The 25,176-nt window shown below is 49.7% G+C and carries 19 protein-coding genes; 3 read left to right on the plus strand and 16 right to left on the minus strand.

The features are described from left to right. Positions 1-18: 18 nt before the first annotated feature. The 4 genes from NZM05_01460 to NZM05_01475 form a co-directional block, all read right to left on the minus strand. On the minus strand, positions 19-1,083 hold the full coding sequence (locus NZM05_01460) for a flippase-like domain-containing protein (protein ID MCS7012286.1): 1,065 nt from the start codon (positions 1,081-1,083) through the stop codon (positions 19-21). A gap of 19 nt (positions 1,084-1,102) precedes the next feature. Continuing rightward, the gene (locus tag NZM05_01465) at positions 1,103-2,167 is read right to left on the minus strand and encodes a glycosyltransferase family 2 protein (GenBank protein MCS7012287.1); all 1,065 of its coding nucleotides are present in this window, start codon (positions 2,165-2,167) and stop codon (positions 1,103-1,105) included. 50 nt (positions 2,168-2,217) lie between these two features. Then, positions 2,218-4,014 carry a Na+:solute symporter gene (locus NZM05_01470; GenBank protein MCS7012288.1) on the minus strand — a complete coding sequence of 599 codons (1,797 nt, stop codon included), beginning with the start codon at positions 4,012-4,014 and terminating at the stop codon, positions 2,218-2,220. A gap of 153 nt (positions 4,015-4,167) precedes the next feature. After that, a complete protein-coding gene (locus NZM05_01475; protein MCS7012289.1) occupies positions 4,168-4,941 on the minus strand; it encodes a lysophospholipid acyltransferase family protein in 774 nt (257 codons plus the stop codon). Between the two features lie 70 nt (positions 4,942-5,011). Here NZM05_01475 and NZM05_01480 point away from each other — a divergent pair, with 70 nt between their 5' ends. After that, positions 5,012-5,320: a rhodanese-like domain-containing protein gene (locus tag NZM05_01480; GenBank protein ID MCS7012290.1), complete on the plus strand. Its 309-nt coding sequence runs from the start codon at positions 5,012-5,014 to the stop codon at positions 5,318-5,320. A gap of 19 nt (positions 5,321-5,339) precedes the next feature. Here the strand turns inward: NZM05_01480 and NZM05_01485 are convergent, their stop codons facing one another. Genes NZM05_01485 through NZM05_01505 form a run of 5 tightly spaced genes read right to left on the minus strand, consistent with a single transcriptional unit; the run spans position 5,340 to position 10,022 of the window. Continuing rightward, complete coding sequence (locus NZM05_01485) at positions 5,340-6,251, minus strand: DUF4905 domain-containing protein (GenBank protein MCS7012291.1); 912 nt, start codon at positions 6,249-6,251, stop codon at positions 5,340-5,342. A 6-nt stretch (positions 6,252-6,257) separates the two neighbouring features. Further along, a complete protein-coding gene (locus NZM05_01490; protein ID MCS7012292.1) occupies positions 6,258-6,938 on the minus strand; it encodes a methyltransferase domain-containing protein in 681 nt (226 codons plus the stop codon). Positions 6,939-6,964: 26 nt separating this feature from the next. Next, a complete protein-coding gene (locus tag NZM05_01495; protein ID MCS7012293.1) occupies positions 6,965-7,849 on the minus strand; it encodes an exopolyphosphatase in 885 nt (294 codons plus the stop codon). A 6-nt stretch (positions 7,850-7,855) separates the two neighbouring features. Beyond that, the gene (locus NZM05_01500; GenBank protein ID MCS7012294.1) at positions 7,856-8,938 is read right to left on the minus strand and encodes a response regulator; all 1,083 of its coding nucleotides are present in this window, start codon (positions 8,936-8,938) and stop codon (positions 7,856-7,858) included. A gap of 13 nt (positions 8,939-8,951) precedes the next feature. Then, on the minus strand, positions 8,952-10,022 hold the full coding sequence (locus NZM05_01505) for an NAD(P)/FAD-dependent oxidoreductase (protein ID MCS7012295.1): 1,071 nt from the start codon (positions 10,020-10,022) through the stop codon (positions 8,952-8,954). A gap of 389 nt (positions 10,023-10,411) precedes the next feature. On the opposite strand from NZM05_01505, the gene NZM05_01510 reads away from it, so the two are divergent. Beyond that, positions 10,412-11,917 carry an ABC transporter permease gene (locus tag NZM05_01510; protein ID MCS7012296.1) on the plus strand — a complete coding sequence of 502 codons (1,506 nt, stop codon included), beginning with the start codon at positions 10,412-10,414 and terminating at the stop codon, positions 11,915-11,917. Between the two features lie 249 nt (positions 11,918-12,166). On the opposite strand, the gene NZM05_01515 is transcribed toward NZM05_01510, so the two are convergent. The 5 genes from NZM05_01515 to NZM05_01535 form a co-directional block, all read right to left on the minus strand. Next, positions 12,167-13,048 (minus strand): methyltransferase domain-containing protein, encoded by an 882-nt coding sequence (locus tag NZM05_01515; GenBank protein MCS7012297.1) that lies wholly within the window; start codon positions 13,046-13,048, stop codon positions 12,167-12,169. A gap of 90 nt (positions 13,049-13,138) precedes the next feature. After that, positions 13,139-15,736 carry a TonB-dependent receptor gene (locus tag NZM05_01520; GenBank protein ID MCS7012298.1) on the minus strand — a complete coding sequence of 866 codons (2,598 nt, stop codon included), beginning with the start codon at positions 15,734-15,736 and terminating at the stop codon, positions 13,139-13,141. A gap of 157 nt (positions 15,737-15,893) precedes the next feature. Continuing rightward, entirely contained in the window at positions 15,894-18,026 is a 2,133-nt protein-coding gene (locus NZM05_01525; protein MCS7012299.1) for a BatA domain-containing protein, read from the minus strand. A gap of 86 nt (positions 18,027-18,112) precedes the next feature. Beyond that, positions 18,113-19,342: a GlmU family protein gene (locus NZM05_01530; protein MCS7012300.1), complete on the minus strand. Its 1,230-nt coding sequence runs from the start codon at positions 19,340-19,342 to the stop codon at positions 18,113-18,115. A gap of 260 nt (positions 19,343-19,602) precedes the next feature. After that, on the minus strand, positions 19,603-20,601 hold the full coding sequence (locus NZM05_01535) for a YegS/Rv2252/BmrU family lipid kinase (protein MCS7012301.1): 999 nt from the start codon (positions 20,599-20,601) through the stop codon (positions 19,603-19,605). Positions 20,602-20,981: 380 nt separating this feature from the next. Here NZM05_01535 and NZM05_01540 point away from each other — a divergent pair, with 380 nt between their 5' ends. Continuing rightward, positions 20,982-23,066, plus strand: coding sequence for an ATP-dependent helicase (locus NZM05_01540; GenBank protein MCS7012302.1), 2,085 nt, complete (start codon positions 20,982-20,984; stop codon positions 23,064-23,066). 86 nt (positions 23,067-23,152) lie between these two features. Here NZM05_01540 and NZM05_01545 read toward each other — a convergent pair whose 3' ends face one another. After that, entirely contained in the window at positions 23,153-24,610 is a 1,458-nt protein-coding gene (locus NZM05_01545; GenBank protein ID MCS7012303.1) for an inorganic phosphate transporter, read from the minus strand. Between the two features lie 230 nt (positions 24,611-24,840). After that, the gene (locus tag NZM05_01550) at positions 24,841-25,140 is read right to left on the minus strand and encodes a hypothetical protein (protein ID MCS7012304.1); all 300 of its coding nucleotides are present in this window, start codon (positions 25,138-25,140) and stop codon (positions 24,841-24,843) included. Positions 25,141-25,176: the final 36 nt, after the last annotated feature.

Raw genomic sequence — 25,176 nt, forward strand, 5'->3', positions numbered from 1 at the left:
TTTTGAGCAACGCCTTGCTTATGCCACTGGTTTTTCGCTTGCAATTGCTTGTTCTGCACGGACGCCCGCTTCTTCTTTTGCCTGTGCAAGGAACGCTATCATGCCTAAGCTGGCATTTGTTAAAGTTTGCAGCGCAAAGGTAATCAAGGCAAAGCCAGATGCTTCTACACGCGCCACATCAAAGACTTTTTCCAGCGTGATTTGACAGGCATATTGGTAAGTCCCCGCACCTGCTGGCGTAATCAGTTGTCCGAAGCCTGAAATGCTTAGCGTCGTGAGGGCTTCCATGACGCCCAGTGCATAACGTTCCTGCATTGAGAGCGCATAAAATGGTAGCAGCATTCCAAGTAGGTAAAGCACCCAGATAACTAGCGACGAGGCAACAATTTCTGCATACTTGGCACGATTTTTCAACGAGGCTGTGCCTTCTATGAAGGCCCGTAAAGCATTGGCAATACGCTCTGCCCACTTCTTCGAGCGCTTCGCCAATACTGTCTCCGCCCAGCCTGCGATTTTCTCAGGGTAGAGCGACAGTATTGCAAACGCAGTAAGCAGCGCTACCGATGCCAGCAAGATGAGGTAGGTTGCAATCTCAAATGACACATTCAATCCCCAAAGCTTTACTTCACCAAAGGCGCCGTTTATCTTTGTGCGAAAAAAGAAAGCAGAGACGGCTAAAAGAAACGCAAACATCAGCGTATCCAAAATGCGCTCAATCACAACAGAAGCCAGCACTTTTTTGGCGTCGAGCTTTTCTTGGCGTGCAAGGTTTACTGACTTCGTTACTTCTCCAACTCGTGGCAAGACCATATTGACCGCATAGCCAATCATTGTTGCGTAGAAGAGATTCAGTAGGCTCATTTTTTCTTTGACCGTAGAAAGCAAAACGCCCCAGCGCCACGCCCGAATGATGTGGCTTAGCACCATTATTGCCACTGTGACAGTTAGCCAGCTGTAATTTGCTCCTGTGATCATCTGCCAGAGCTTTTCAAGGTCACTTTGTGTAAAATCTTTGAAGGCTAGCCAAAAGAATACACCTGCTATAACGAGCGAGACGCTATACTTGATGATTTGTTTGAGCATTGATGTATCTATTAAGCTCCTATCGGCCTAGCAGAACTTTTCTTAGAACCACTAAGCCACCTGAGTGCTTGAAAATGTCACGGTCGCTTTGTGTGCGCGTTTTTTGCACGGCTCGACGTTTGGCAATGTTCTTTATAAAGTGCTGCACATTCCACCAGAGCGCCCGCCAGACATAGCGCACATACTCGCTAGCATAGCGCTGGTAGTAAATCAGCGCAGCCAGTTCCAGCAACACCCTAACTGGCAGCAGCCATAGCAAGCGCGACCATGACGCATTCTTGATAATCATCATCAGGTTGTTTCGGTGATTGAGGTAGATTTTTCGGGGATTGCCTGCTGCCAGTGTTGCCCCACCATAGTGATAGACCACCGCCTTTGGCACGCTAACAATGCGGTAGCCTGCAATTTTTAGTCGCCAGCATAAATCAATTTCTTCCATATGGGCGAAAAAATCATCATCGAAGGCACCGACCTGCTCAATGGCTTTTCGCCGCACCATCATTGCCGCCCCTGAAGCCCAAAAAATATCCCGAGATTCATCATACTGACCATGGTCAGGTTCAACTGCATTGAAAACTCGCCCCAATGCATATGGATAGCCCAGCATATCCAGCATTCCGCCTGCCGCCCCAGCGTAGTCAAATACTTTTTCGCCCCGTAGCTTGGCTTGCATGGAGCGCAGCTTGGGCTGCAAGGCCGCAATCCTTTCATCACTCTCTGCCACCTCAACCAAGTGCTCAATCCAGTCGGGTTCTTGCTCTGTGTCGTTGTTGAGGAAAATCACATACTTCCCTTCTGTGTGCCGAAAGCCAAAATTGCATCCACCTGCATAGCCCAAATTTCGCCCTGCACTGATGACTCGAATGCTACGATACTTCTCCAGTGCTAGCTTGATACTTTCGTCAACTGTGCCGTTATCGACAATTGTAACTAAGAAGTTTGCGTAGCGGGTTTTCTCCAGCGAGGCTAAGCACTTGTCTAAAATTTCCACACCGTTGAAGTGCGGGATAATCACATCTACGCTTGGCAGCGTCTTGTGTTCGCTTTTTTTCTTGCGGCTATGTTTTTGAATCGTGTCTATCAAATTATCTACACATTAAACTTGCTTACGCAAACAAGCAAAGCTAAAAAAACTTAGGGACTCTGCCTACTTGTTGAGACGCTGGGTGAAGCAATAGGCGTTTGCATTGATTCTCGACTCAGCTGATTGTAAATGAATAGTCCTGCTGCAATGCCGGTCATCAGCAAAAATAATCCGAAAAGAATTTGTCCGAAAATGAGTTTCCCCACGCCAAAGAGCCATGCATAAATCATTACCACACCGAAAAACCAATTCACTAGCTGTGAAAACAGGTTCTCTTCAACCTTTACTTCAGGCATTTGCTTTGCGATGTACCGCCATAGCCAGCCTCCCACGCGCACTTTCGCATAGAATGCTTTTAGGTGCTCTATGCTCTCAGGTTTGGTAAGGAATGTTACAGCTATCGTGACCGAAATGGTGATGCTCACAATCACGAAAAGTGACTCTGGAAAGGCTAAGCTGGTTAGCATCCGCACCCCTGCATATGCCAGAAACGGCGTCACCATTGAGGCGATTTCCGACCATGCGTTAAGTCGCCACCAAAACCAGCGCATAATGAGCACAAATCCAGTTCCCGCCCCACATTCGAGCAAAAATGCCCATGCACCAGAGATGCTTTCTAAGACAAAAAAAGTGATAAACAGCGATAGAAGCATAATTCCTACCGTTGCCATGCGTGCTACACGCACATAATGTGATTCCGTTTCACTTGGCTTAAGGAGCCGCTTGTAGAAGTCATTCAAAAGGTAACTTGCGCCCCAGTTTAGGTGTGTCGAAAGCGTAGACATATAAGCAGCTAAAAACGCCGCAAAGAGCAGTCCTTTTGCGCCATCTGGCAATACATCTCGCATCACATACACAAACCCATCTTCTTTTTGATTTAGTGGCAAAAGTGGGAACATTACTACGCTCACCAGTCCAACCAGAATCCACGGCCATGGTCGCACGCAGTAATGCGCCACGCTAAACCAAAGCGTTGCCAGCAATGCGTGCCGCTCATCTTTGGTGCTCATCATTCGCTGAGCAATATAGCCCCCTCCACCGGGCTCGGCTCCTGGATACCATGATGCCCACCATTGCACACCCACCATCGCCAAAAAGGCACTCACCGTTAGCTCCAAGGCACCCCCTGCTCGTGCATCGGGCGCAATCTCTACCAAAGTCGGTAGAAATTGAAACATCCAGTCAGGCAACTTTTGCAGCAGTCCTCCACCATCTGTTACCTCTGGTCGATTAAGTGCAATCACGGCTAAGGCAATACTGCCCGACATCGCAATTACAAACTGAATTGCATCCGTTACCGATACGCTCCACAGCCCTCCTAGTCCAGAATACAGCATGGTTAGCAAAGCAATCGCTACAATTGTCCACTCGGCATTCCACTCTGGTAGGAGGATCTTGATAATCTTATACATTGCCAGATTCACCCAACCGATGATAATGCTATTCATCACCACACCAAAGTAGACAGCCTTAAAACTGCGGAGAAACAGGGCTGGCGTGCCGCTGTATCGCAGTTCAATGAACTCTAAGTCGGTCAGCACCTGTGCCCGCCGCCAGAGCCGTGCAAAGAAGAATACGGTCATCATACTGCCTGCCACAAACGACCACCACATCCAGTTGCCTGCAATGCCATTTTTTGCGACCAATCCTGCCACCGCTAAGGGCGTATCAGCTGCAAAGGTTGTCGCCACCATTCCTGTGCCAGCTAACCACCATGGGAGCTTTCTGCCTGAGAGGAAAAACTCTGATGTGCTCCCAGAGGCTCGCTTTGAAAACCATATCCCAATGCCTGCACTGAGAGCAAGGTATACGGCGATGATGGCAAAGTCGAGTGGTGATAGATGCATTTCTTGGTTTTTTGTTGCTTTGTCCCGCTGTCAAAATAGAAAATCGCAGTTTTGCATACAACGCACTCAGGAGCGCAGGTCTCTTACTGCTTTTCACTCTTTTCTGCGCAGAAAAACACCCTTGACCACTGCCTCTTGCTGCCTCGATTTGCCTCAATCGCTCAGGGTTCTTTGCAGTCCAAGTTGCTCGCGAAAGCGGTCCCAGCGGCGATTGATAGAGAGCTTCCCTTCCAGCAATGTGTGGAAGCCCTCGAACTGCCGATTTAGCACTTGCTCACGCAGCCAGTCTAAATGCTGCTCTGTCTTTTCCTGCATTTTCAGCGTGAGCATCTTGACACTTGGAAAATTTTCTCGGCTAATCAAATCAGGGGGCTGAAAAGAAAGAAATAGCTCTGGTTTTTGCTCCTCGAGATACTCAATGCGGGAGACCACTGACGCCAGATACACGCTCCGACTTTGCGTAACAATTTTTTCCACAATTTTTGCTGTGCCTGTAAAGAAGCGTAGCGGCCGCTTATCTACGTGCTCAATAATGCCCTGCGGGAAAATCCATAATGCATTCTGTTTGGGTGAGGGTTCGAGCAGCTTGTCTACGGCATAATTGATACTCTCAATTGCTTGGCGTGGATTTTCTCGCACAATAGAAAATGCCCCTAAGCGCGTAAAGAATTGGTAACGCACCAATTGCTTGTGCTCAATGATAATGTAAAGATTTTGTTTGAAATAGGCTTCAGTACAAAGCTGTGTCCAGAATCCGTCCCACCAGTATGCATGGTTGCAGTAGAAGATGATTGGAATGGACAGATTCATTGTTTGGAGTGCCTCTGTGCCTTTGGTGCGCACTTTATCGAAGTATTTGCGTAGCTGTGCCCGAGAGTAGTATCGAAACCAAAGAGTGTAGAGTGCGCTGCGGCGAACTTTCAGCATTGAAATTTTTGCCTTAGGTCTCTCGTTTTAGAGTGCGCAAATTTACTTGTCACAATCAAACTATTAGACGATGGTAGTTCATCTGTCCCCTGAGGAAGTGCTCGCTAAAATGGAGATGAATCCAGACCTTATCCTTTTAGACGTGCGCACACCAGAGGAGTTTTATCGGCGGCGCATTCCCACTGCTATCAACATTCCGCTCGATGAACTCTATCATCGCTACGGTGAACTCGACCCAGAGCAAGAGATTGTTGCGCTTTGCGAGCATGGCATTCGTAGCCTCTCTGCCAGTGGTATGCTGGTGCAACTTGGCTTTACAAAGGTGTTCAATATGACGGGCGGCATGTCGCGCTGGCTACATCGCACGATTTCAGGATAAATGCTCCGTTCCGCAAGTCTCAGGAAAACAACTCTACCGCACAGAGCATGTTTGTTTCTTTTACATAATACAGCCGATTTTGCCGCATAAAGAAGCCATCCACCAAGAGCCCACTCATTTGCGCTCCCAAAATATCTTCGTAGATGATTGCTTGTTTTTCGTCCAGCACGAAAAGCTTGTAGTTTAGCGCTTGCACACGCAGTCCTGCTTGGTTGGTCACCCACTGTGCTGTCTGCTCGTGATACCCCAGAATGGTTTTACCTTGATAGGTTAGAACATCGAACCCTGCGACCACGCGCGCTGCGCCTGTTTGCATTTGTGCTTGTTTTGCCACAATTGCGTAGTTCGGCGATTGCTCCGTGATGTGTTCAGGCAGGGTGATGTTCTGTTCTTCCAGCAAGTTCGGTGCTCGCTCTCGCAGTGCATTCACGGCTGCTGTGTTCTGTCCAAAATCTTCAATTGCCTCTCCTGTGAGTGGATTGAGCGATAGAAAGGCACGCTCTGCGTAGCCATCGACTAGCACATTACGCACTGCCAGCAGTTGGTCATCTACAATACAGAGATAGCTTACATCAGGGCGTACCCAGCGTAGCGTTTTCGTTAGCGGGTCAAACGCCCAAATGCCGAGATGCTCAGGCACATTTGGGCTGTAGTAGCCATGAAACAAAACCAAGCCACGATAGACTGTTTCCATCCCAACCCACCAGCCGTCGCCCACTGGTCTGGCCGCCGCATCGGCGAGCACGAAGTTATCCCAAATGAGCTTCCCTGTTTCCGTATCGAGCAGAAAGAAAGAGACTTTGCGTGCACCGCGTTCTCGAAACTCTCCAATGAGGTAATGCGGGTCTAGAAACAGCGCACGCCAAATCAGCCCATTTGGCTTGTGAAATTGCCAGATAGGTTTTAGTCGCTTCTTGAACAGTCCCAGCATACCCTTTTACTCCTTTCGTGTTAGTTCATAGATGTCCATCGGTTGCATTCTGCCTAACAAGCACAGTGGCTTGATGATGTGCGACACCGCAAAACCGTTCTCAATGGCTAACGCTGGAAACTGGCTGCACATTTCACGACGCGGTGTGGCAATCAGTGCCAGTCCATCTGGCTTGAGCACCTTGTCAATTGCTGCCAGCACCGCTATTAGATTTCGCCGTTCATAGAGCACATCAGCTGCCAGCACCACATCAAATTTCTCGGTCAGTGTGATGTCGTTCCAATCCAATCGTGCAGTTCGAAGCGATACACCGTTAGCGTGCGCATTTAGTTCAATAAACGGCAGAGCCTCGACCACGTAGTCGGTAGCCAGCACCTCTGCGCCTGCCTTTGCTGCCACAACGCTGACGACCCCTACGCCTGCTCCCAACTCCAGACATTGCTTGCCTTGAATCTGGCAATCTTCAAGCAGATATTCTGCCAACACAAACGACGCTGGCCAGATTTCTGCCCAATAAGGCATTATATCGGCTGCGATATATTCCTCTGGCAAAGTGTCTAAGAGGTCATAACTGCTGGCAACGCTAAAGAAGACAAAACGATGTCGACCAATGAAGTAGGTTGCTTGCGAGAGCGCATATTGCGACGCAAGCCGCTCTTGCAGCGCTTGATGTGATGTGTGCAGCATTTAGGAATGAGGGGTTCTTTGCAGGCTTAACGTGTTAGGTAAGTCAGCAGTTCCTTCACGATACGGTCTGCGTCTTCTGCTTTTACTTTGGTGCTCCCAACCGTCTTGTGGCCGCCACCACCGTATTTTTTCATCAGCTCGCCCACATTGACATTTGCGGTGCGGTTGAAGATGTTATATCCGACGCCAATTGAGACCATCCCTGGGCGCTCGCGATCTGGCGTGATACGCATTGACAGATTGGTTGCTGCTTGAAAAGCATATACAAAGTAGCGATTGCCATTCGGCAGGCTATCGCCATAACTTCTTAGGTCTGTTATCAGCACATTTTTCTCTACGCGCGAGTTCTTACGAATGGCCTCACGGAATTTAAGGTCATCTTCACGGAACTTTTCACACCGTGCTTTCACTTCGGGGTCATTCATTATCTCTGGCAGCGTCTTGTCTTTCAGAAGGTCAATGAGACGCTGCCAGTAGGGCTCATCTTCGTGAAACTTACCATCAATGGTCATTGAGAGCAGAAGGTAACCGTCAGGCGAGAGAACTTCATCGTAGGTCAGGTCTGCGGAATCAATGCGGTCAGTCTGACGCAGCAGTTCATCATACTTTGTCAGATGCGGAAAGTTCGGCAAGTAGTAGTCATAGACCACGCGTGCGGCGGACGGCGCTGCCTTGAAGGCGCCCTTGAACTCCTTTGGTCGCACATTTGAAACATGGTGGTCGAACCACATTGCGCAATTCGGGTGATATGGCAAATTTGTGATGATGTCATTTGGATAGACTTCCACTTCCCTATCTTGCACAAACTTTGGTTCGACGAAGCGTACTTTGTCAATTTCTTCCGTGTTTTTCAAGATAACGGCGCAGACTAATCCGTCTAAATCGGCACGAGTCAGAATGTTGTATTTCATAGCCAGCTATTGATGCTCGTATGGAATCGGTTGAATTTCTGAAAATGGCTTATCCAGTTCACCTGAGATAATCATTTCCTGAAAGACGCGCATCAAGTTTGGATCCCACTTATGCTCTTGGGTTTCTTGGCTCATAATTGCTAAGCATTCCTTGACATCCAGTGCACGCTTATACGGTCGAACTGTCATCAAAGCATCGTAGAAATCAACGATGGCGATAATGCGAGCGGTGATAGGAATAGCGGTGCCAACCAGTTTATCGGGATAGCCAGAACCGTCCCAGCGCTCTTGATGCCCACGTATGATGGGCAAGACATGATGCAGCGACTTGAGCGGCTTGCAGATATTTTCTCCCGCTTCGGGGTGAATTTTCATTATCTCGTATTCTTCAGGCGTAAGCTTACCGGGCTTGAGGAGAATAGAATCTGGCACAGCAATTTTGCCAATGTCATGAATGACTCCACCTTTGCGCACAGCGTCAATATCCCACTCACTCAGGCCGATCTTCTTTGCTAGCTTCATTCCGTAGTCTGAGAGGCGGTGGCAATGTCCGTTGGTGTAAGGGTCTCGTCCTTCAATCGCCAGTGCCAGCGAGAAAATCACTGTTTCCGCATTTTCAAGCTGGTCAATATACATCTTGGTCTTAAGCAAGGCACGGACTTTGGTGATCAGTTCCACGCGATTAAACGGCTTGCCCAAGAAATCATCGACGCCAACTTCCAGTGCCTTCACCTTGTTATCAAAGTCAAAAAGCCCTGTGAGCATAATCGTCGGAATGAGGCGCGTATCGACCGATTCTTTGAGCTTTGCCACCATATCGACGCCGTTCATTTTTGGCATCAGCATATCGGTGATAATGAGGTCAGGTTTTTTCTGGCTAACGGCCTCAAGGGCTTCGAAGCCGTTGGTCGCCATACGCACCGTGTAGCCCTCGCTGCGAAGCGTCTCTTCCAGCAGCTTGAGGATAATCTCTTGGTCATCGACAATAAGAATGTCTGCCAGAGGGCGGTCGTTTGGTCTGGTCAGACCATTCTTTGGGACCGTGCTTTGTAACACATCAGGCATAATCGCAAGCAGATTTAAGTTCATCAAAATAGCTCGTCTAAGCAGGCTGATGCTGCTTGTCTTCCTTCTTGTCGTCTTTGCTGCTGCTGTGTCCTGGGAAGAAGGTCGCATGCGGGTCTATCACGGTTTTGGCGTGATTGACCGCAATAGCTGCTTCGCCGAACCCAGTTGCAATGAGCTTGAGCTTTGCTGCGTGCCATGCAATATCGCCAGCGGCATAGACGCCCGGAATGTTCGTCTGCATCTGAGCATTGACCACAATGCCATTGTTGTGAATCTCTAAGCCCCAGTCCTTAATGGGACCCAGATTGGTATGAAAGCCCAAGTTGCAGAGCACTGCTTGAACTTCAATCGTTTCTTCCTCTTTTGTTTTGTTGTTAAAAATCGTAGCGCTGCGAATTTGTCCATTTTCACCTTGAATCGACTTCAGCTCCCAAAATGTTCGGATAGGAATGCCCATCTCACGCACCTTTCGGACACTGTCCTCATGCGCCACAAACTTATCGCGGCGATGAATGAGCAACATGTCGGTTTTGTCGCCCAACGCCATCGCCCAGTCCATTGCTGAGTCGCCGCCACCGATTACCAGAATTTTCTTGCCGTAGAACATGCTCGGGTCTTTGACGAAGTAGTAAAGCCCCTTGCCTTCCCACGGTGCAATCTCAGGGGACTCGAGCTTACGAGGTGTAAATGCGCCGACACCTGCAGCAATAAGCACCGTCTTTGACCAATAGACGCGCCCATCTTCAACAGTGAGCTTCAATAAATCATTTTCTCGCTCGAGCTTCTCGACACGCGATGAGGTAAGAATCTCAGGATTGTACTGTGCGCATTGTTCATAGAGACTTTTCACCAAATCTTCTGCCAGCACTTTAGGGTAGCCTGCTACGTCGTAAATGTTTTTCTTCGGATACAGCGCCGTTAGCTGGCCTCCAATCTCGGGCAGGCTTTCCAGAATGCGCACGCGCATTGAGCGAAGCCCTGCATAGAAGGCGGCAAACAGTCCTGTCGGCCCTGCACCGATAATCGTTATGTCTGCCACATCAGGCGAGCCATTTTGCGCAAGTTGCCCGTTGCTGGAGCCGTTGGGTGTTACTGATACAGACATTCGTATGTCGAAATTTACTTTTCTTGAAGCGGCAAAGCCGAGAGTTTTTGAGTTGTTAAGGGAAAGAAGATAACGCATTTTCCATCAAAGTAAAAACACAGGTCAACTGCCTCAACACATAGCCCCTCTCTGAGTTTCCCTATCGTTTGGGCAACAGGTGTGCCTTACCGTGCCGGAATCAGGGAGGATAGCTTTCCTCACTTGCCACTCCATCTGCTTTACCTGCACAGTGTAGCACAGTATATTTCTGCCAAGAGTCAGTTGCTCCACGCCCTGTTGGCCAATTTGATACACTTTCCAGCACGTTGTTATCATGATGCGCAAAGGGTTAAAGTATTTCTTGCTCTGCTTTTTCAGGCGTGCTTAATTCTATCTGGACACACAAAGCTATGCACACTCACATATCGCACAGAGACGCATCCACTGATACGCCGCAGCCCCCGTCTCAGAATCTCTCTTACAGGCTCTCAGTTCTCGATAGTCTGCTAGTTGGTCTTGGCTTAATTCGCCTTGGCAAGCGTTTTTCGGGCTTTTTAGCGATGAGCGCCACTGCCTTCTTTCTCTTTCTCATCGCTTACAAGTTTTCTCTTTTCATCGGTGGCTTGGAGTCTTTTGGGCTATCGCTGCTTTTGGCAGTTCTTTCTTGGAAAGATTTTGTGGACACCTTCTCAAGCGACGTGCTCGAATTTTGGGTCGCCTCACTTTACTTAGCGACTGCGCCTATTTTCATTGCAGTTTGGGCACATCGTGCGTCTCGAAAAACTGTAGTAGAGCGCACAATGCAACGCAGCGGGCGAAGTCTCTGGCAACTGGCTTGGCGCTCCTTCTGCAAGCGCACCGTTGCACTGGTTGCTCTTGTCATTACAGGCGTGCTTTACTCAGTTGCGTTGCTTGCTCCCTTCTTAGCTCCGTATGAGCCTAACGACCAGCAAGATTTCACGGTTACGGCATTCCAGCCCCCTCTCTCGACGCTGACTGCGCTTCGGCTCAAGGCGCAAAAGACTTTTTCTATCCCCCTGCGAGCAGATTCTACGCTGTCATCACGGCTGACCAACCGACTGATTGAGCGCAACTGGTGGCTTCGCTTGCGTGGCGACACCGAGCAAAAACTTTTCGTCACTGACTATCGCCTTGAGGGCGAGACCGTCTTTATTCAGCAAGATTTTCGCACGCGCACGTTCCAGCGCCGTGAACTGGCAGACGGCGATTTCGTCATGCGCAAGTTTTATCTGCTCGGCACAGACCAGTATGGACGAGATATTTTCAGTCGGATTATCTACGGCTCTCGCATCTCGCTCTCCATAGGGTTTCTTGTGGTGTTTATTTCTATCACCATTGGCACTGTGCTGGGTATCACAGCAGGCTATTTTGGCGGCTTTATTGACAACCTGATTATGCGCACGGTTGATGTGCTCATTGCTTTTCCACGCATCTTTCTCATCTTGATTGTGATTGCACTTTTCGGCAACTCCATTTTTCTCATCGTGCTTACGATTTCGCTTACAGGCTGGATGAATGTGTCGCGTATTGTGCGCAGCCAAGCGCTTTCGCTGAGGGAGCAAGATTTTGTGCAGGCTTGTCGTGCGCTGGGTTTTTCTGATGCGCGCATCATTTTTCGTCATCTTGTTCCAAATGCGCTCACGCCTGTTATCGTGGCGGCAACGCTTAGCATTGGCAACATCATTCTGGTTGAAGCGGCGCTATCGTTTTTAGGCTTAGGCGTGCAACCGCCAACTCCGAGCTGGGGCAACATCATTAGCGAAGGGCGTGACAATCTCCTTAGCCACTGGTGGATTTCTACTTTTCCCGGCCTTGCAATTGTGCTGACTGTGGTCTGCTTTAATCTCGTCGGCGATGGGGTGCGCGATGCTTTAGACCCACGCCAGCGGGATTGACAGCTGCTCATCATCACTCTCTGGAGGTCATGACTATCCGATGAGCTACAAACTGGCGCTATCAAGCAAAGAAAGTGCGCGTGTTTTTCTTTGAGAAGCGGCTTGACACCTACGCCCTATGGGAGTTTGGGTTTAGTGATCCGATGGACTACAACAGCATTATGCTTTTGCAGCGCGCAAGGTTTGAGATACAAAGTTAGCCTACTCGTACAAGAAAACCGCAGTATGCCCAGTCCTGACAGCGGTTTGCTACTTCACTTTCTCTGCGAAGAGAATAGCTCGTGGCGACTGAGCGGCATCAAACGGGGAGCCGTCGTAGTTACCCAAAATCTCACGAACTTTGAATCCTGCTTGCGTGAGCATCTCTGCCAGCTCGGTTGCTGTGTAGAGCCGCACGGACTCCGTAAAGCGCTTAAGATTGCCGTTTTCAGACACCGTTACGGTTTTCTTAATTCTATCGCCGACGATTTTTCGCTCCTCGCAAATCAGCATGCCGTCCACAACGCGCTGTGTTAGGGGCTTGTAACTTTGGCGCACTTTCTCGGCATTGAAAAAGTCCAGCACATAGATGCCGCCTTGTCTCAGCGCCCGCCTCACATTCTGCACGACACGCCGGTCGTCTTCTGAGTTGTCGAAGTAACCAAAGCTCGTAAAAAGCTGCACCACAAGGTCATACTCCTCCTCAGCTGTCAGCGCCCGCATATCTTGTTGCAAGAAGGTGAGCCTGACGCTGTGTTTTTCTGCCACACGCTTAGCTTCCTGCAGCATAAAGCTTGATAGGTCACTGGCTACTACATCGCACCCTCTTTCGGCAAAGGCCACAGCGTGCCGCCCTGCTCCGCAAGCAATATCCAGGACCTTCGGCTTCGGCTGCGTTTCTTTCAGTCCCGTGCGGCGCAGAATCATCTCGACCGTTTCTTCCGCTTCCTTAAAATTCCGATGCTCGTACAGCTTGAGATATATCGGGCTACTAAACCAAGCGCTAAACCACTCATAGCTCAGCGTCTCAGGACTGGGCTGCGCTTCGGCAAGAAAATTTTGTGCTGCAGAAGCTTGGTTTTTTGACACTTGCCCTTCAATGTGTGTTTCTTTGGAAGTGTTTAGCTCAGTTGTTTCGGGAAAAGTTTGCATTTGTTCAAAAAAAGTTTGAACGCCTAACTGCTACGACCAGCCACTTTGTTCCCGACACAACGAAACTGTCCTACGCAAGTTGCAGCACCGCTAAAATGCGGCGCTGATACCCAAAGTCGGCACGATGGGCAACATTCCGTTGACATAGCGGATTACGCTTGGCACTTGACCTACTGGCACGTCCCACTCCACATCGTGGTTGTATCCAATCACATTGGTGCGGTTGTAGAGGTTAATGATATCGAGATAGAAATCCCAGCGTGCGCCCCAGAACTCCGTATGTGCTGTCAGTCGTACATCTAAACGATGATATTCAGGCAAGCGTGCAGCGTTGATATTTTCTTCGCCCCCGAAATCCAGCGAGAACATTGTTCGCCCGAAGAGCGGATCTTCTTGCACGACATACTGCCCATTTGGGTTGCGAATGATGCGTGGCTGCAAGCCAATTGCCAGCGTAATAGGGAATCCACTGCCGTAACGCCAGCGCACCGCCAAATCAAGCCAGTCATTGAATTTGTAGCTACCGACAATGTTTATCGTGTGTCGCTGATCGAAGTTGAAAGGAATCGTTAGTCCATCACGGTAGCGGTTAGCAAACGCTAATGCATAGCTGAACCAGCCGCTAAATCGGTCTTGCGACGACACAAGGCGCTTTTCGAGCAATAGTTCCACACCATATGCTTCACCGCGTCCATCATTTACAGGGATTGCCGAGAGCACTTTGCGTCGCTCTGGCGTAGGCGTTGACCAGTTGCGTACATTGTAAGCATCGCCACCCAAGAAGCGAGATGTATAGACCAGTTGCTCTTCTTTACGCTGCACAATAAGGTCATCAAAGAGCTTGTAGTAGGCTTCGGCTTTAAAGAGCCACTTGTCATCGAGCCATCGGTCAACGCCTAAGACAAAATGCATTGCGCGCTCTGCACGAAGGGAGCGAATATGCTCAGGGTCGCGTAGGTCAATAAATTGCTGCTGGTCAATGAGCTTTTCATAGCCGGGCGATTGCACATAGATGCCCCATGCGCCGCGCAATGTGGTGCTTTCATCAAACGCAAACGAGAAATTTAGTCGTGGCGACAGGTAGAGCTTTTCAATAATTTGGTAGTAATCTACTCGCACACCGGGCTGAACAAAGAGCTTGCTGTCGACCACTTCAAAGCGGTTTTGCAGGTAGAAGTTGGCTCGAAGGTAGGACTGCTGCTGGCTTACGGTTGTGTCAAGTGGCAAGGCCCCCACTCTGCCAGAGGCTTGTGCAGCCAGAAAACCTGCCCGCAATTGTTCATTCGGTCGGAGATAGAAGAAAATAGATGTTGTCATAATGTCCACGCCTGCACCGACCTCCAATAGGTTTTCTCCCCACCTTAGAGACACATCTTCCCTAAAATTCCATTTCTCAAAGCCAAAAGCATTTTCTGACTGCAAGGTTGCAGCTGCCAACTGCAACACAGCCAGCGGGTTAGCTTGCAGGGCACTGTCGAGCTTATCTTGCGGATAGTTCAGGCGGTCAACGAAATTGCCTGCAAACCGTGACGACCCACCGTTTTTATACCAAGACACAGTGAGCTTACTTAGCGTGTTTGCATTCGGACGAAAGTGCCACGACAGCCCTGCTACATCGTTGCTGGTTATGTTGCCTACGTTGAGGCTATCAGGTTGGTCTTGATTGCGCGCTGCGCTGATTACATCAATGCCATCACGCCCTAAAATGCCTGTAAATTGCAGTCGATGTTGTGGCGCCAGTTGACATGCCAAGCGAAGTTGCACATCGGCAAAGTTAGGGAACGCTGTATTGCCCTCTACCAAGCGTGCGCTCCGCAAAATTGGACCGACAATAAGGTCGTAGTAGGTGCGGCGTGCAGACAATAGCCACGACCCTTCTACGCCAAATGGTACTTTGCCTTCCGCCACCACATTTGCATCGGTGATATTTGCGTTGATTTGCGCTGTAAAAAATCGGTCGCGAATGCCATCACGGTTGCTCACGTCCAGCACTGCTGACAGCCTATCACCATACTTCGCAGGAAACCCACCTGTGATGAGGCTAATGTCTGCAATCGTCTCTGGGTTGAACATACTAATTGTGCCGTAGAGTCGATACGGGTTGAAGACTTCAATATCATCCACCAGCATCAAGTTCTGGTCGGGTCCAGAGCCACGAATGTAGAGCTGTGATGAAAAATCATTGGCAGCCAGTACGCCCGGAACCGCTTGCAGCCCACGCAACACATCTTCCACACCACCCGCTAAGTTTTTCACCTGTTTAGGCTCGAGCTTGTAGAGACTGGTGCGCACATCTTCTTTTGGCTGGCGGTAGTTTTCAGCCGTTACTTCAATTTCGCTTGTCTCCACGCTGCCCTCTACCATTTCCAACACCAGCCAGAGGGTTTTGCCTTCCTCCACTACAATCGTGCGCGACAGGGACTTATAGCCTACAAAACTGGCTTTGAGCACATATTCGCCAGCTGGGACATTCTCAATGCGGAATCGACCATCGGTTTTGGTGATGGCGCCGAATGCCGTGCCTTCAAGGCGAATCACGACACCTACCAATGGCTCCTTACTTGTCGCATCTACCACTTTCCCACTAATTGTGCCCGACGCCAGCACAGCAGTATGAAGACTCGAGAACCACGCAAGCAGCAGGGAGAGCTTTACTACCTTTCTCGGATTCATCTTCAGAGAGAGCATTTTCAGACGCAATTCCTGCACCAAATTACCGATACCCTAACTTGGGGCAAACTTTTTCCAGCTGCCAAAACATTCTGTGCTCACCAGAAATTCCACACCCGACGTTACACCGTAACTGCCACAACTTCAGTCTTTTTTGTCTACTTTCCAGAGAGATTTAAGCTGTATCACGGCGACCCAAAATACTTTCTGCAAGGAGCCCGATTGCAGCCAGCGCCAAGAGAATTTTCCAAATGCCAAAACCGTAGCGTGAGTTTTGTAGCATTGAATCCACTTCTTCGAGCCGCTCTGCAACACTGGTGAAGAAAAAATTTCTCTTTTCGAGAGCCACTAAATTCGCAAAGCGGTAAATCATGTCAGGCGAAAGCGTTTGCACATCGGATTCTGATGTAGCGATGTTGAATGCCAGTTTCATTACCAGCACCGTATCCAACCCCTTACGCGAGAAGACTTCGTAGATACCCACTTCATTGAAGACGCTGGGCTCCAGCAACAAGCGACTTTCACTATGGCGACGATTCAGTGACGCAAAGAAGAATTTGCCACTTGGCTTCCGCACCAGCGCCTCCTCACCTGCAAGCACTGGCACGCTCACTTCACTTAGCTCTCCGCAGGTGAATTGGTAGTTTCGGCTATGCGCCTTGGCACTCGAGTAAAGTGCTGCGCGAAACATCAGCGGAGCAAACAAAGGCTGCAGCACCAGTGAAGTGTGCTCAGGTTTTGGCAATGCTGCAAACAGCAGTACTAAACCAGACTGGTAGCGTGTAACCGTGAGAAACGCCTTGCCTGTCGCAGAACGCATTACCGCCTCACTTTGCCCCGTGGGAAGAATTTCCGCTGCGGCGTAGAGTAAGAACGGCTCTTCTATTGCTGCACTTTGGGCTTTACGGCGTGAGATGTCACTTTGGAACACTCCTTCAAACAGAGGGTGTCGGTAGTCAATCTGCTCAATAGAAAGTGGTGCTGCCTGTGACACGCTTGGCATTGGAATCAGTTGTCCTGCGTTCATTGGAGTCAGCACTGCATTCAGCGCCCCAAACTCAGGGCTTTCTGGGCGTGCAAATACTACCAGTCCCCCACCTTGCTGCACAAATTGCTGAATGCGGGCTACGGCTGAGCTTGAGACGGTGCCAATGCCACAGAGCATCAGCACATCGAACTTGGAGAAGTCTTGGGCATCTAAGGCGGGCTCTGGCACAAGCGTTAGCTCAAAAAAATCTTTGTTCTGCAAACTCTCCAGCGCCAAGCGCAAAAATCTTGCGTCCGCTTCGTTCCGATAGGCAATCAGCACTCGCAGCTTTTCAGGCACGAAAAATGTAAAGTAGCGATGATTGTCGGCCTCGAGTGCGTCGTTTTCTATTCTTAATTCTCCTGACAAAAATCCTTGCTGAGTTGGGGTTGCCGTCAGCACCGCTGAAGTCGAGCGATTAGCGGGTAACTCTACAGCAGTTTCTGCTGAGAGTTTGCCTGCCAGCCAAAGTGAGACGCTTTCTGTCTGGCTAGATGATACACCAAACTGCTGCAGCGTGGCTTCAACGCGCACAGGCTTATTTGGCTCAAGAATCTTTGTGAGCAGCTCTGCATTTGTCAGCGCCGCATTTTGCTTTCGACTTGCTGCCACACTCACCGCATAGAGCTTGAAATCAAAATTGTATTGATACTGGCGAGAAGAATCTCGGCGCAGAAAATCGCTTGGTTGAAAGTCAGAGATAACATACACCTCTCGATTAAAGTGCTGGCTTGTTGCTAAGGCAGACATAGCGTGCAGGAGACTTTCCTCTGCTGAGAAAGGCAGCGCAGATAGCTCAGCTGTGGCAATTTGGCGCTTTGCTTCTGAGAGAGCCAGTCGCTCAGGCTTGGTATGATGACCGATGGAGAGGAAAATCTCGTCTTGCTCAGAAAAGTGCTCTAAAATTTTCAATGCTGCCGCTCGCGCTTGTTTCCACTGGTCACCTCCGCGTGGGTCGCTATATCCCATAGACGGGGAATTATCCAGCACAATCACGGCGCTGGTTTTGGTATGTGTTCCGAAGCTCGAGCCTGCTAAATAGCCCGGCACAATCGGCTTTGAGAAAGATGACACCAAGAAAAAAACCACAAGGCTACGAATTAATAGCAATAGCCACTGACGCACTTTGAAGCGCTGCAATGCACTTTGCTCGAGCTGACGCAGTAGCACAAGCGAGCTAAACTCGAGCTGCGTGCGTCGCCGCAGGTTGAGCAGGTGGAGCAAAATTGGCAAGCTGGCTGCCAGCAGCCCGAAAAGCATTGCTGGATTGAGGAAGATCATACTGGCTCAATGCAAAATTGCGGACTTTTGCTGCACACACTCTGCTGCCACATATCCCAGTTACTTTTTTGAATTGGCTGCCGCTCTTAGACTTCACTTTCTGCGTGTGCATAAGCTGCCCGAAACATTGCTTCATACTCCGGTGAGAGCACGATACCGCGTCGCTTCATGACAATGCGCGCCACTTCTAAGGCTTTTTCCAAATCATACCGCACAAACCCTTCAGCACCCCCCCACTGAAATGAACCGATTGTTTTGGGCGGAAAGCCTGCACCAAAAATGTTCGAACTCATCCCCACCACTGTGCCCGTATTGAACATCGTGTTAATGCCTGACTTGGAATGCTCACCCATAATTAGCCCAAGAAATTGCATCTTGGTATCTATCTCCTTGCCATTTACTTTCATTCGAATGGTGCTGTAGTTGTTTTTGAGGTCGGAGGTGTTGGTGTCAGCGCCCAAGTTGCACCAGCTCGAAATGTAGGAATGTCCTAAGAAACCCTCGTGCTGCTTATTGGCGTAGCGCTCTACGATGCTCCCTTCAATTTCGCCGCCTACTTTGGCATACGCACCGACATAGACATAGTCGTAAATTTTTGCACCGATTTTGACCGTTGCGCCCTTACCTACATAGACGTAATTCATCAGCACAGCGTTAGGCAACACTTTGGCATCAGGCGCTACATACACATAGCCGTCGGTGGCATCTAAGACGGCTCCTGCACGAATCTCAGCGCCTTCTCCTACAAAAATGCGCGCTTCATTGACAAGGCATGCACGCGGATGCACCGTGCCACGAATCGTGCCAAAGTCCTCGCATAGCACAGCTTCTCGGCGAAATTCTTCAGGGTGCAGGCGCACCAAGTCCCACATAAATGCCACATAGCGGCAGTCTACCTGCGAGCTTGGAAATCTCTCTGCAATCACCTTCGCCTCAATGAGATCGGGCAGGCCGTCTGGGAAAATCTCGCTTGCTTTGCCACGAAATGCTACCAGCTGCCCACCGTTGAAATAGGCTTTACCATGCTCAAACACACCACTCAGCACTTTTTGCGCAAAGACACGGTCACAAATCACCCTGCCGTTGATGAACAGCGTATCGTCTTCAAACTGGTTAATGGCGCGCTCTGGGAACACCGTGCGCCAATACGGCACCAGTTGCCTACGCATTTGCAGACTAAGTGGCATAGAGGGCAGCGCGTGTTCAAATTTTTCACGCAAGGTGCGCATTCCAAGCGTGAGTTCATAAATTGGCTTTAGATGCAAAAGTGGCTGAAACTTCAGCACGGCTTCGTCTTCAAAAAGCACAAGGTGCATAGTTGCGATTTTATGTGCTGCCAAAATAGAGAAGGAATAAGGTGCCTTGCAAGGCGCTTTTCCATTTTGTCCTGCATCACGTGCACAGTTGAGGGCAGCGGCGAGAACTGAGAAGCCGAAGCAAGTTGCTTTGTATTCTCGCCTCTGTAGGCAGACGGCTTGTCTGAGCACCCTACTCCACATTGTGTGATTCGCACAACCTTGCGCAACTTATGCCTCCTGACCCATCAAAAGTAGCGGTGTAGTCGGCAGAAATCACCTTAGGCGACCGCTATTACATTCAGCGATTGTGGCACTACCTGCACACTTACCGTTCCAGAGACTTGCTCAAAGACTTCACCATCCAAGTGCATTGACTCAGGTCGCAAAAGATGAATATCCGCCGCTTTAACTTTGGTATAAATTACTTGCGAGGTGTAGATATGCTTGCCACGCAGAAAGGCATACACCCATTTCGGAAGTTGCCATATCGGAAATTCTTTCAAGATACAGATGTCCAGCCAGCCGTCGTTCATTTCTGCCTCAGGTGCAATCCAGAATTTGCCACCTTCCCGCTTGCCATTGCCAATCATAATTGAAAAGACTTGTTCGTAGCAGGTTTGTTGCCCTGTCGGCGTAGTTAGTTCAATCGTCATTGGTGCTGCACGATGGGTTCTGCCAACCCACCATAGCGCGTAGAGGTAGATAAGGTCGCCGCGCAGGTATCGTACTGATTTAGCCACACGAGCAATCTCGCCCGTAAAGCCAATGCCCATTGAGTTTAGAAATGCACGTTGGTACTTGCCTCTCTGACTTTGAAACAGCACAGCACCTGTATCAATTGTCTGCACACGTTGGTTTAGCACTTTTCTTACAGCATTGTCCAGTGGCAGTCGTCTTGGGGCGGTATTGCCCGAAAGGTTGCTATAAAAATCATTTCCTGACCCCAGTGGAATGCAGCCTAATGGGGTCTCAGAGTAGATGAGCGATTGTGCCACTTCGTTGAAAGTGCCATCGCCACCACAGGCTACTACAACTTCTACTTTTCTGCGTGCCGCTTCTGCAAACGCTGTTGCATCATTAGGTTGTGTCGTCAGCTGAATGACCGTATCAATCTGATTGGCTTTCAGCACCGCCTGCAATGGCTTGACCCATCGTCTCGCTTTACCACGATTGGCAGCAGGGTTAAAAATAAACCAGTATCGCTGATGCAGTGGCTCAGGTGTTGTCTGTGGCAGCGGCGACTTCTCCAGAGCCAGATTTGCTTGACTGTAGCTCATAGCAGCGTTGTGTCAAAGGTTTATCTCTGAAAATGTTGTGGCTTAGGCGACCAGTGCAACTGACAACTTTACAAACTTGCGGAAGGTAGAAAGCTTAGCGGTGTTTGCAAAATCCGCAGAACACTGCACCATAGCGCTTTTGGTCGCTTTGCGTGCCTGTGCACCTTGCAAGTGATTTGCCTATGCTGTTTTTGAAGCCTTAGCGTCTGGCAATTCGTTCAAGCAAGACCCTGCACGCCTAAGCTCCAAGTGAAATTTTCTCGCAACTCACGCTTTGAATCTGTATTTTCGCTCTATGTTGTATTGACACCATCAAATAAAGCGGGAGCATAGGTCTCTCTGCCTCATTCACTCAATGCAGCTTGGTGACTTCTTGCACTATGCCAACGCGCACATTTGTTTTATCAGGTGACCATTTCTCGGAGACAGCTGCTTCGGGCTTTTCGCTCGCAAAGTATGAAAAGGAGCTAAATGCTGCACAGTTAGAGGCTGTGCGCACTACTGAAGGTGCTGTGCTGGTTGTCGCTGGTGCGGGCACAGGCAAAACCAAGACGCTTACTTACCGTGTAGCTTACTTAATTGAGTCTGGTGTGCCCGCTCAGTCGATTTTGCTTCTCACCTTTACGCGGCGTGCTGCAGAGGAAATGCTGTCCCGTGCAGCTATGGTTGCTGGACCCGCTTGTGCACAAATTCTCGGCGGCACCTTCCATAGCTACGCCAACCGTCTTCTGCGCCAGCATAGCACCGCAATTGGACTCTCTGAGCAATTTACCATCTTAGACCAGAGCGACTCGCGTGATGTGATTGACATTGTCCGCGCCGCACTGGGCTACGACCGAAAAGGTCTCTACAAGCGATTTCCGAAAAAAGACACGCTCCAGACCATTATCAGCTACGCTGCGAACCGTGCCTTGCCTATTGAGGCTATTGTAGAAACCCTCTACCCGCAGTTTTTAGGCGTCGTGGAGGATATAAAAAAAGTTGCCGTTGCCTATCGTGATTACAAGCACAAAAACTCGCTGGTCGACTATGATGACTTGCTTACGCTGACGGCTACACTTCTTGCTGACAATCCGACTGTGCGCCGGCACATTTCCAGCACGTTGCGATACATTATGGTCGATGAATACCAAGATACCAACCTCGTTCAAGCCGAACTGGTTAAGCTGCTCTCCGAAGTGCACGGCAACGTTATGGCTGTCGGCGACGATGCGCAATCCATCTATGCGTTTCGCGGTGCAAACTATCGTAATATCTTGGACTTTCCGAAACACTTTCCAAACTGCCGCATTATTAAGCTCGAGGAGAATTATCGCAGCACACAGCATATTTTAGACCTCACTAATGCTGTCATCGCTCAGGCGAAAGAAAAATTCTCCAAGCGGCTCTATACGACCACTAAGCCTAATGGCGAGTATCCTGCAATTGTCCATGCGCCTGATGAGCAATTTCAATCCAAGTTTGTTGCTCAGCGCATCTTGGAACTGCGTGAAGCTGGCTTAGCTCTCAACCAGATGGCGGTCCTGATGCGAAATAGCCGTGACTCATTTGACCTTGAACTGGAGCTCCGAAAACGCAACATTCCATTTGTCAAATTTGGCGGACAGAAACTCACCGAAGCCGCTCACATCAAGGATTTTGTGGCCTATCTCAAACTGCTCTACAACCCGCGCGATGTGCTCAGTTGGAATCGTGTGCTAAAATTGCTGAAAGGCATTGGGCCAAAGACGGCGCAGGACATTGCCGAGTGGGTTCAGTCTGCTCCAGACCCTTACCGCGTGGATATGTCCAGCGTCTCACCCAAGTATTTGGAATCGCTGCGCGCACTGGCTTTGCTTCTCTCAGAGCTAAGCCAAAGCACAGCACCGCTCTTTGAAAAAGCCAAGCGCATCTACAGATACTACCTACCCCTCATGCAGGAGCAGTATCTTGATGATTACCCAAAGCGGCAGAAAGACCTTGAAAACTTCCTTGTCATCCTTCTTAACTACACCTCGCTGGAAGCCCTGCTAGCAGACTTAGCCTTAGAGCCGATTGACCTTTCGGCCATAGACACCAAAACCGCCCGTAAAGACGAGTCGCCACTGGTGCTTTCCACGATTCACTCGGCGAAAGGTTTGGAGTGGACGGCTGTCTTTCTCATCAATGCATTAGATGGCATCTTACCTTCCTACTATGCGGTCAGCGACGAGGAGTTAGATGAGGAATTGCGCTTGCTCTATGTGGCACTGACGCGTGCAAAGGAGTATCTCTACATCTCTTTCCCAATTCTGCGAGGTCGCCAGCAAGAAGAATACTTCAGCAACCCATCGCGGTTTTTGGCACAGTTGCCCTCGGAGCTTTATGAGCGCATTTTGCTTGTGAGCGCTCGCACTGCGCCTAAAGCGCTGGCTTCGCCACGCACTTCCACTCGTCCTTCTACCTCGTCGCCTCCAGATAGTGATGCCTTCGATGCTCTCTTCTAAGCCCTTCGCTGCGGCGCAAGCGGACTGTCAAACTTTTTTTTCCCTGTATCACTGCGCTTCCTCTGTATGGAAAGGTCTTTGGAGCATCAGCCTAAGATGGCGCGGAACATCAAGAACAGTGTGCCTGCTAAAAGCATTGAGACAGGGAGCGTAAGAAGCCAAGCCAGCGCAATTTTGCGCACTACATCAACTTGAATGCCCGCTTTTTGTGCCACCATTGTGCCCGCTACGCCAGATGAAAGCACATGCGTTGTGCTGACTGGTAAGCCTAAGAGTGAAGACAGCCCAATTGTGCTCATTGCAACGATTTCAGCTGCAGCCCCTTGCGAATAAGTGAGGTGAGATTTTCCGATTTTCTCGCCTACCGTTACCACAATGCGTTTCCAGCCAATCATTGTGCCAATGCCAAGTGAGAGCGCAATGGCTACAATCACCCAAGTTGGAGCATACTCCGTAATGTTGCGCAAGGCTTTTAGGCGTGCTTTAAGCGACAACAGCACTTCTTCTGGTAACGCAAGCTGTTTTTCTTTTTCCAGCTTGCTGAATGCATTCGTGATGAGCAAAATGCGCTTTCGAATTTCAAAGCGTTCTTCTTTTGGAATTTCCACCACTGAAGATTTGCCTGCCAGCTTAGCTTGAACCACGCGCAAATTGTCTTTGAGCGTCCTAAACAGCGACTGTTTTTCTTGTTGCACTGGACTTGCCATCAGCGATGCAGGCATAATAAGTGCTGCGGTCATTTCGTGCTGCACCCACTCTTCCAGTTCTCGAGAGGCTGCCAGTGTCTCCGTTAGCTGCTCCCTGCTGCAGTCCATATTGAGGGCGTAACTGGCCGGCAAGATACCGATGAGGATGAGCATCACAAGGCCGACGCCCTTTTGTCCATCGTTGGAACCGTGTGCAAAGCTCACACCTGTACAAGTGAAAATTAGGATCGCTCGCACCCACCAAGGAGGCGGTGTGTCGCCTTCTGGCGCTTGATGCAGTTTGGGGTTTCGTGCCAGCCTTTTGAGCAAGAGCAACAAGAGCGCTGCCAGCGTGAAACCAATGAGCGGTGAGATGAGCAGCGACAGTCCGATTTCTCCTGCTTTTGACCAATTGACCCCGCTTCCGAAAATGTGCCCCGGCAAAAGCGAATTCGCCAGCCCCACCCCTAAAATTGAACCAATGAGTGTGTGGGAGCTGGAAGCTGGAATGCCAAAATACCAAGTGCCTACATTCCAAATCACTGCGCCGATGAGCAAAGCAAGCACCATTGCCATTCCTGCTCCAGTGCCGCTCGAGACCAGCAAATCCACAGGTAAGAGGTTGATAATCCCGATTGCTACAGCAATCCCGCCCAGAAACACTCCCAAAAAGTTCCAGATACCTGACCAGACTACAGAAGGCACTGGTTTGAGGGATTTTGTGTAAATCACAGTGGCTACAGCATTTGCTGTATCGTGAAACCCATTGACGAACTCAAACCCACACGCAATTGCTAGTGAGAGAAATAGGAGTATCATCATCCCGCTTGTCAGCGAACCATCAAAGAGTGCTTCCATATCAGAAGATAGTTTATGCAGATGTAGATAGGCGCAGGTAACCGTAAAATTAGCAGCGCTCGGGCTTAGATGAAACGCTCACATTCAGATTTAACAAAAATGTAACACAGGGGCAGAGCAAACTTGCCTGCCTCGTGTCATATCACCTTGCACTCCAGTTTTGCGAATTTCGCCACAAAAATTGGAAGCAGGGGTCTTTTCACGCTGCGTGTTTGTGCCGGCACGTCTTTCTATGGGCGATGCGTGTGGTTGCACATACAGGGCTCGTGCATCACTTCCGACAAGTCTCGCAAAAGGGTCAGCGGCGCGTTTTTACCAAAGCGCTGCTCATAGCGCGCCACAATTGCCTCAGCCAGTTGCTTGGCACAGCGACGCAGCGCTTCAAACTCCAGTTCACCTCTCACAAACTTGGCACGCGAAATCCAGAGTGCATACTTCAGGTCCAAAATTTCCTCTCGTGAAACTGTCTTGGCGGCGCGCACTAAGTTGCGTGGCGCATTGAGATAGCGTTTCTTTCGGCGGTTTTGCATAACTTCGCACGCTGTTTTTGCAAACTTAATTTTGTT

It is taken from the genome of Chloroherpetonaceae bacterium (assembly GCA_025056565.1).
Classification (GTDB): domain Bacteria; phylum Bacteroidota; class Chlorobiia; order Chlorobiales; family Thermochlorobacteraceae; genus Thermochlorobacter.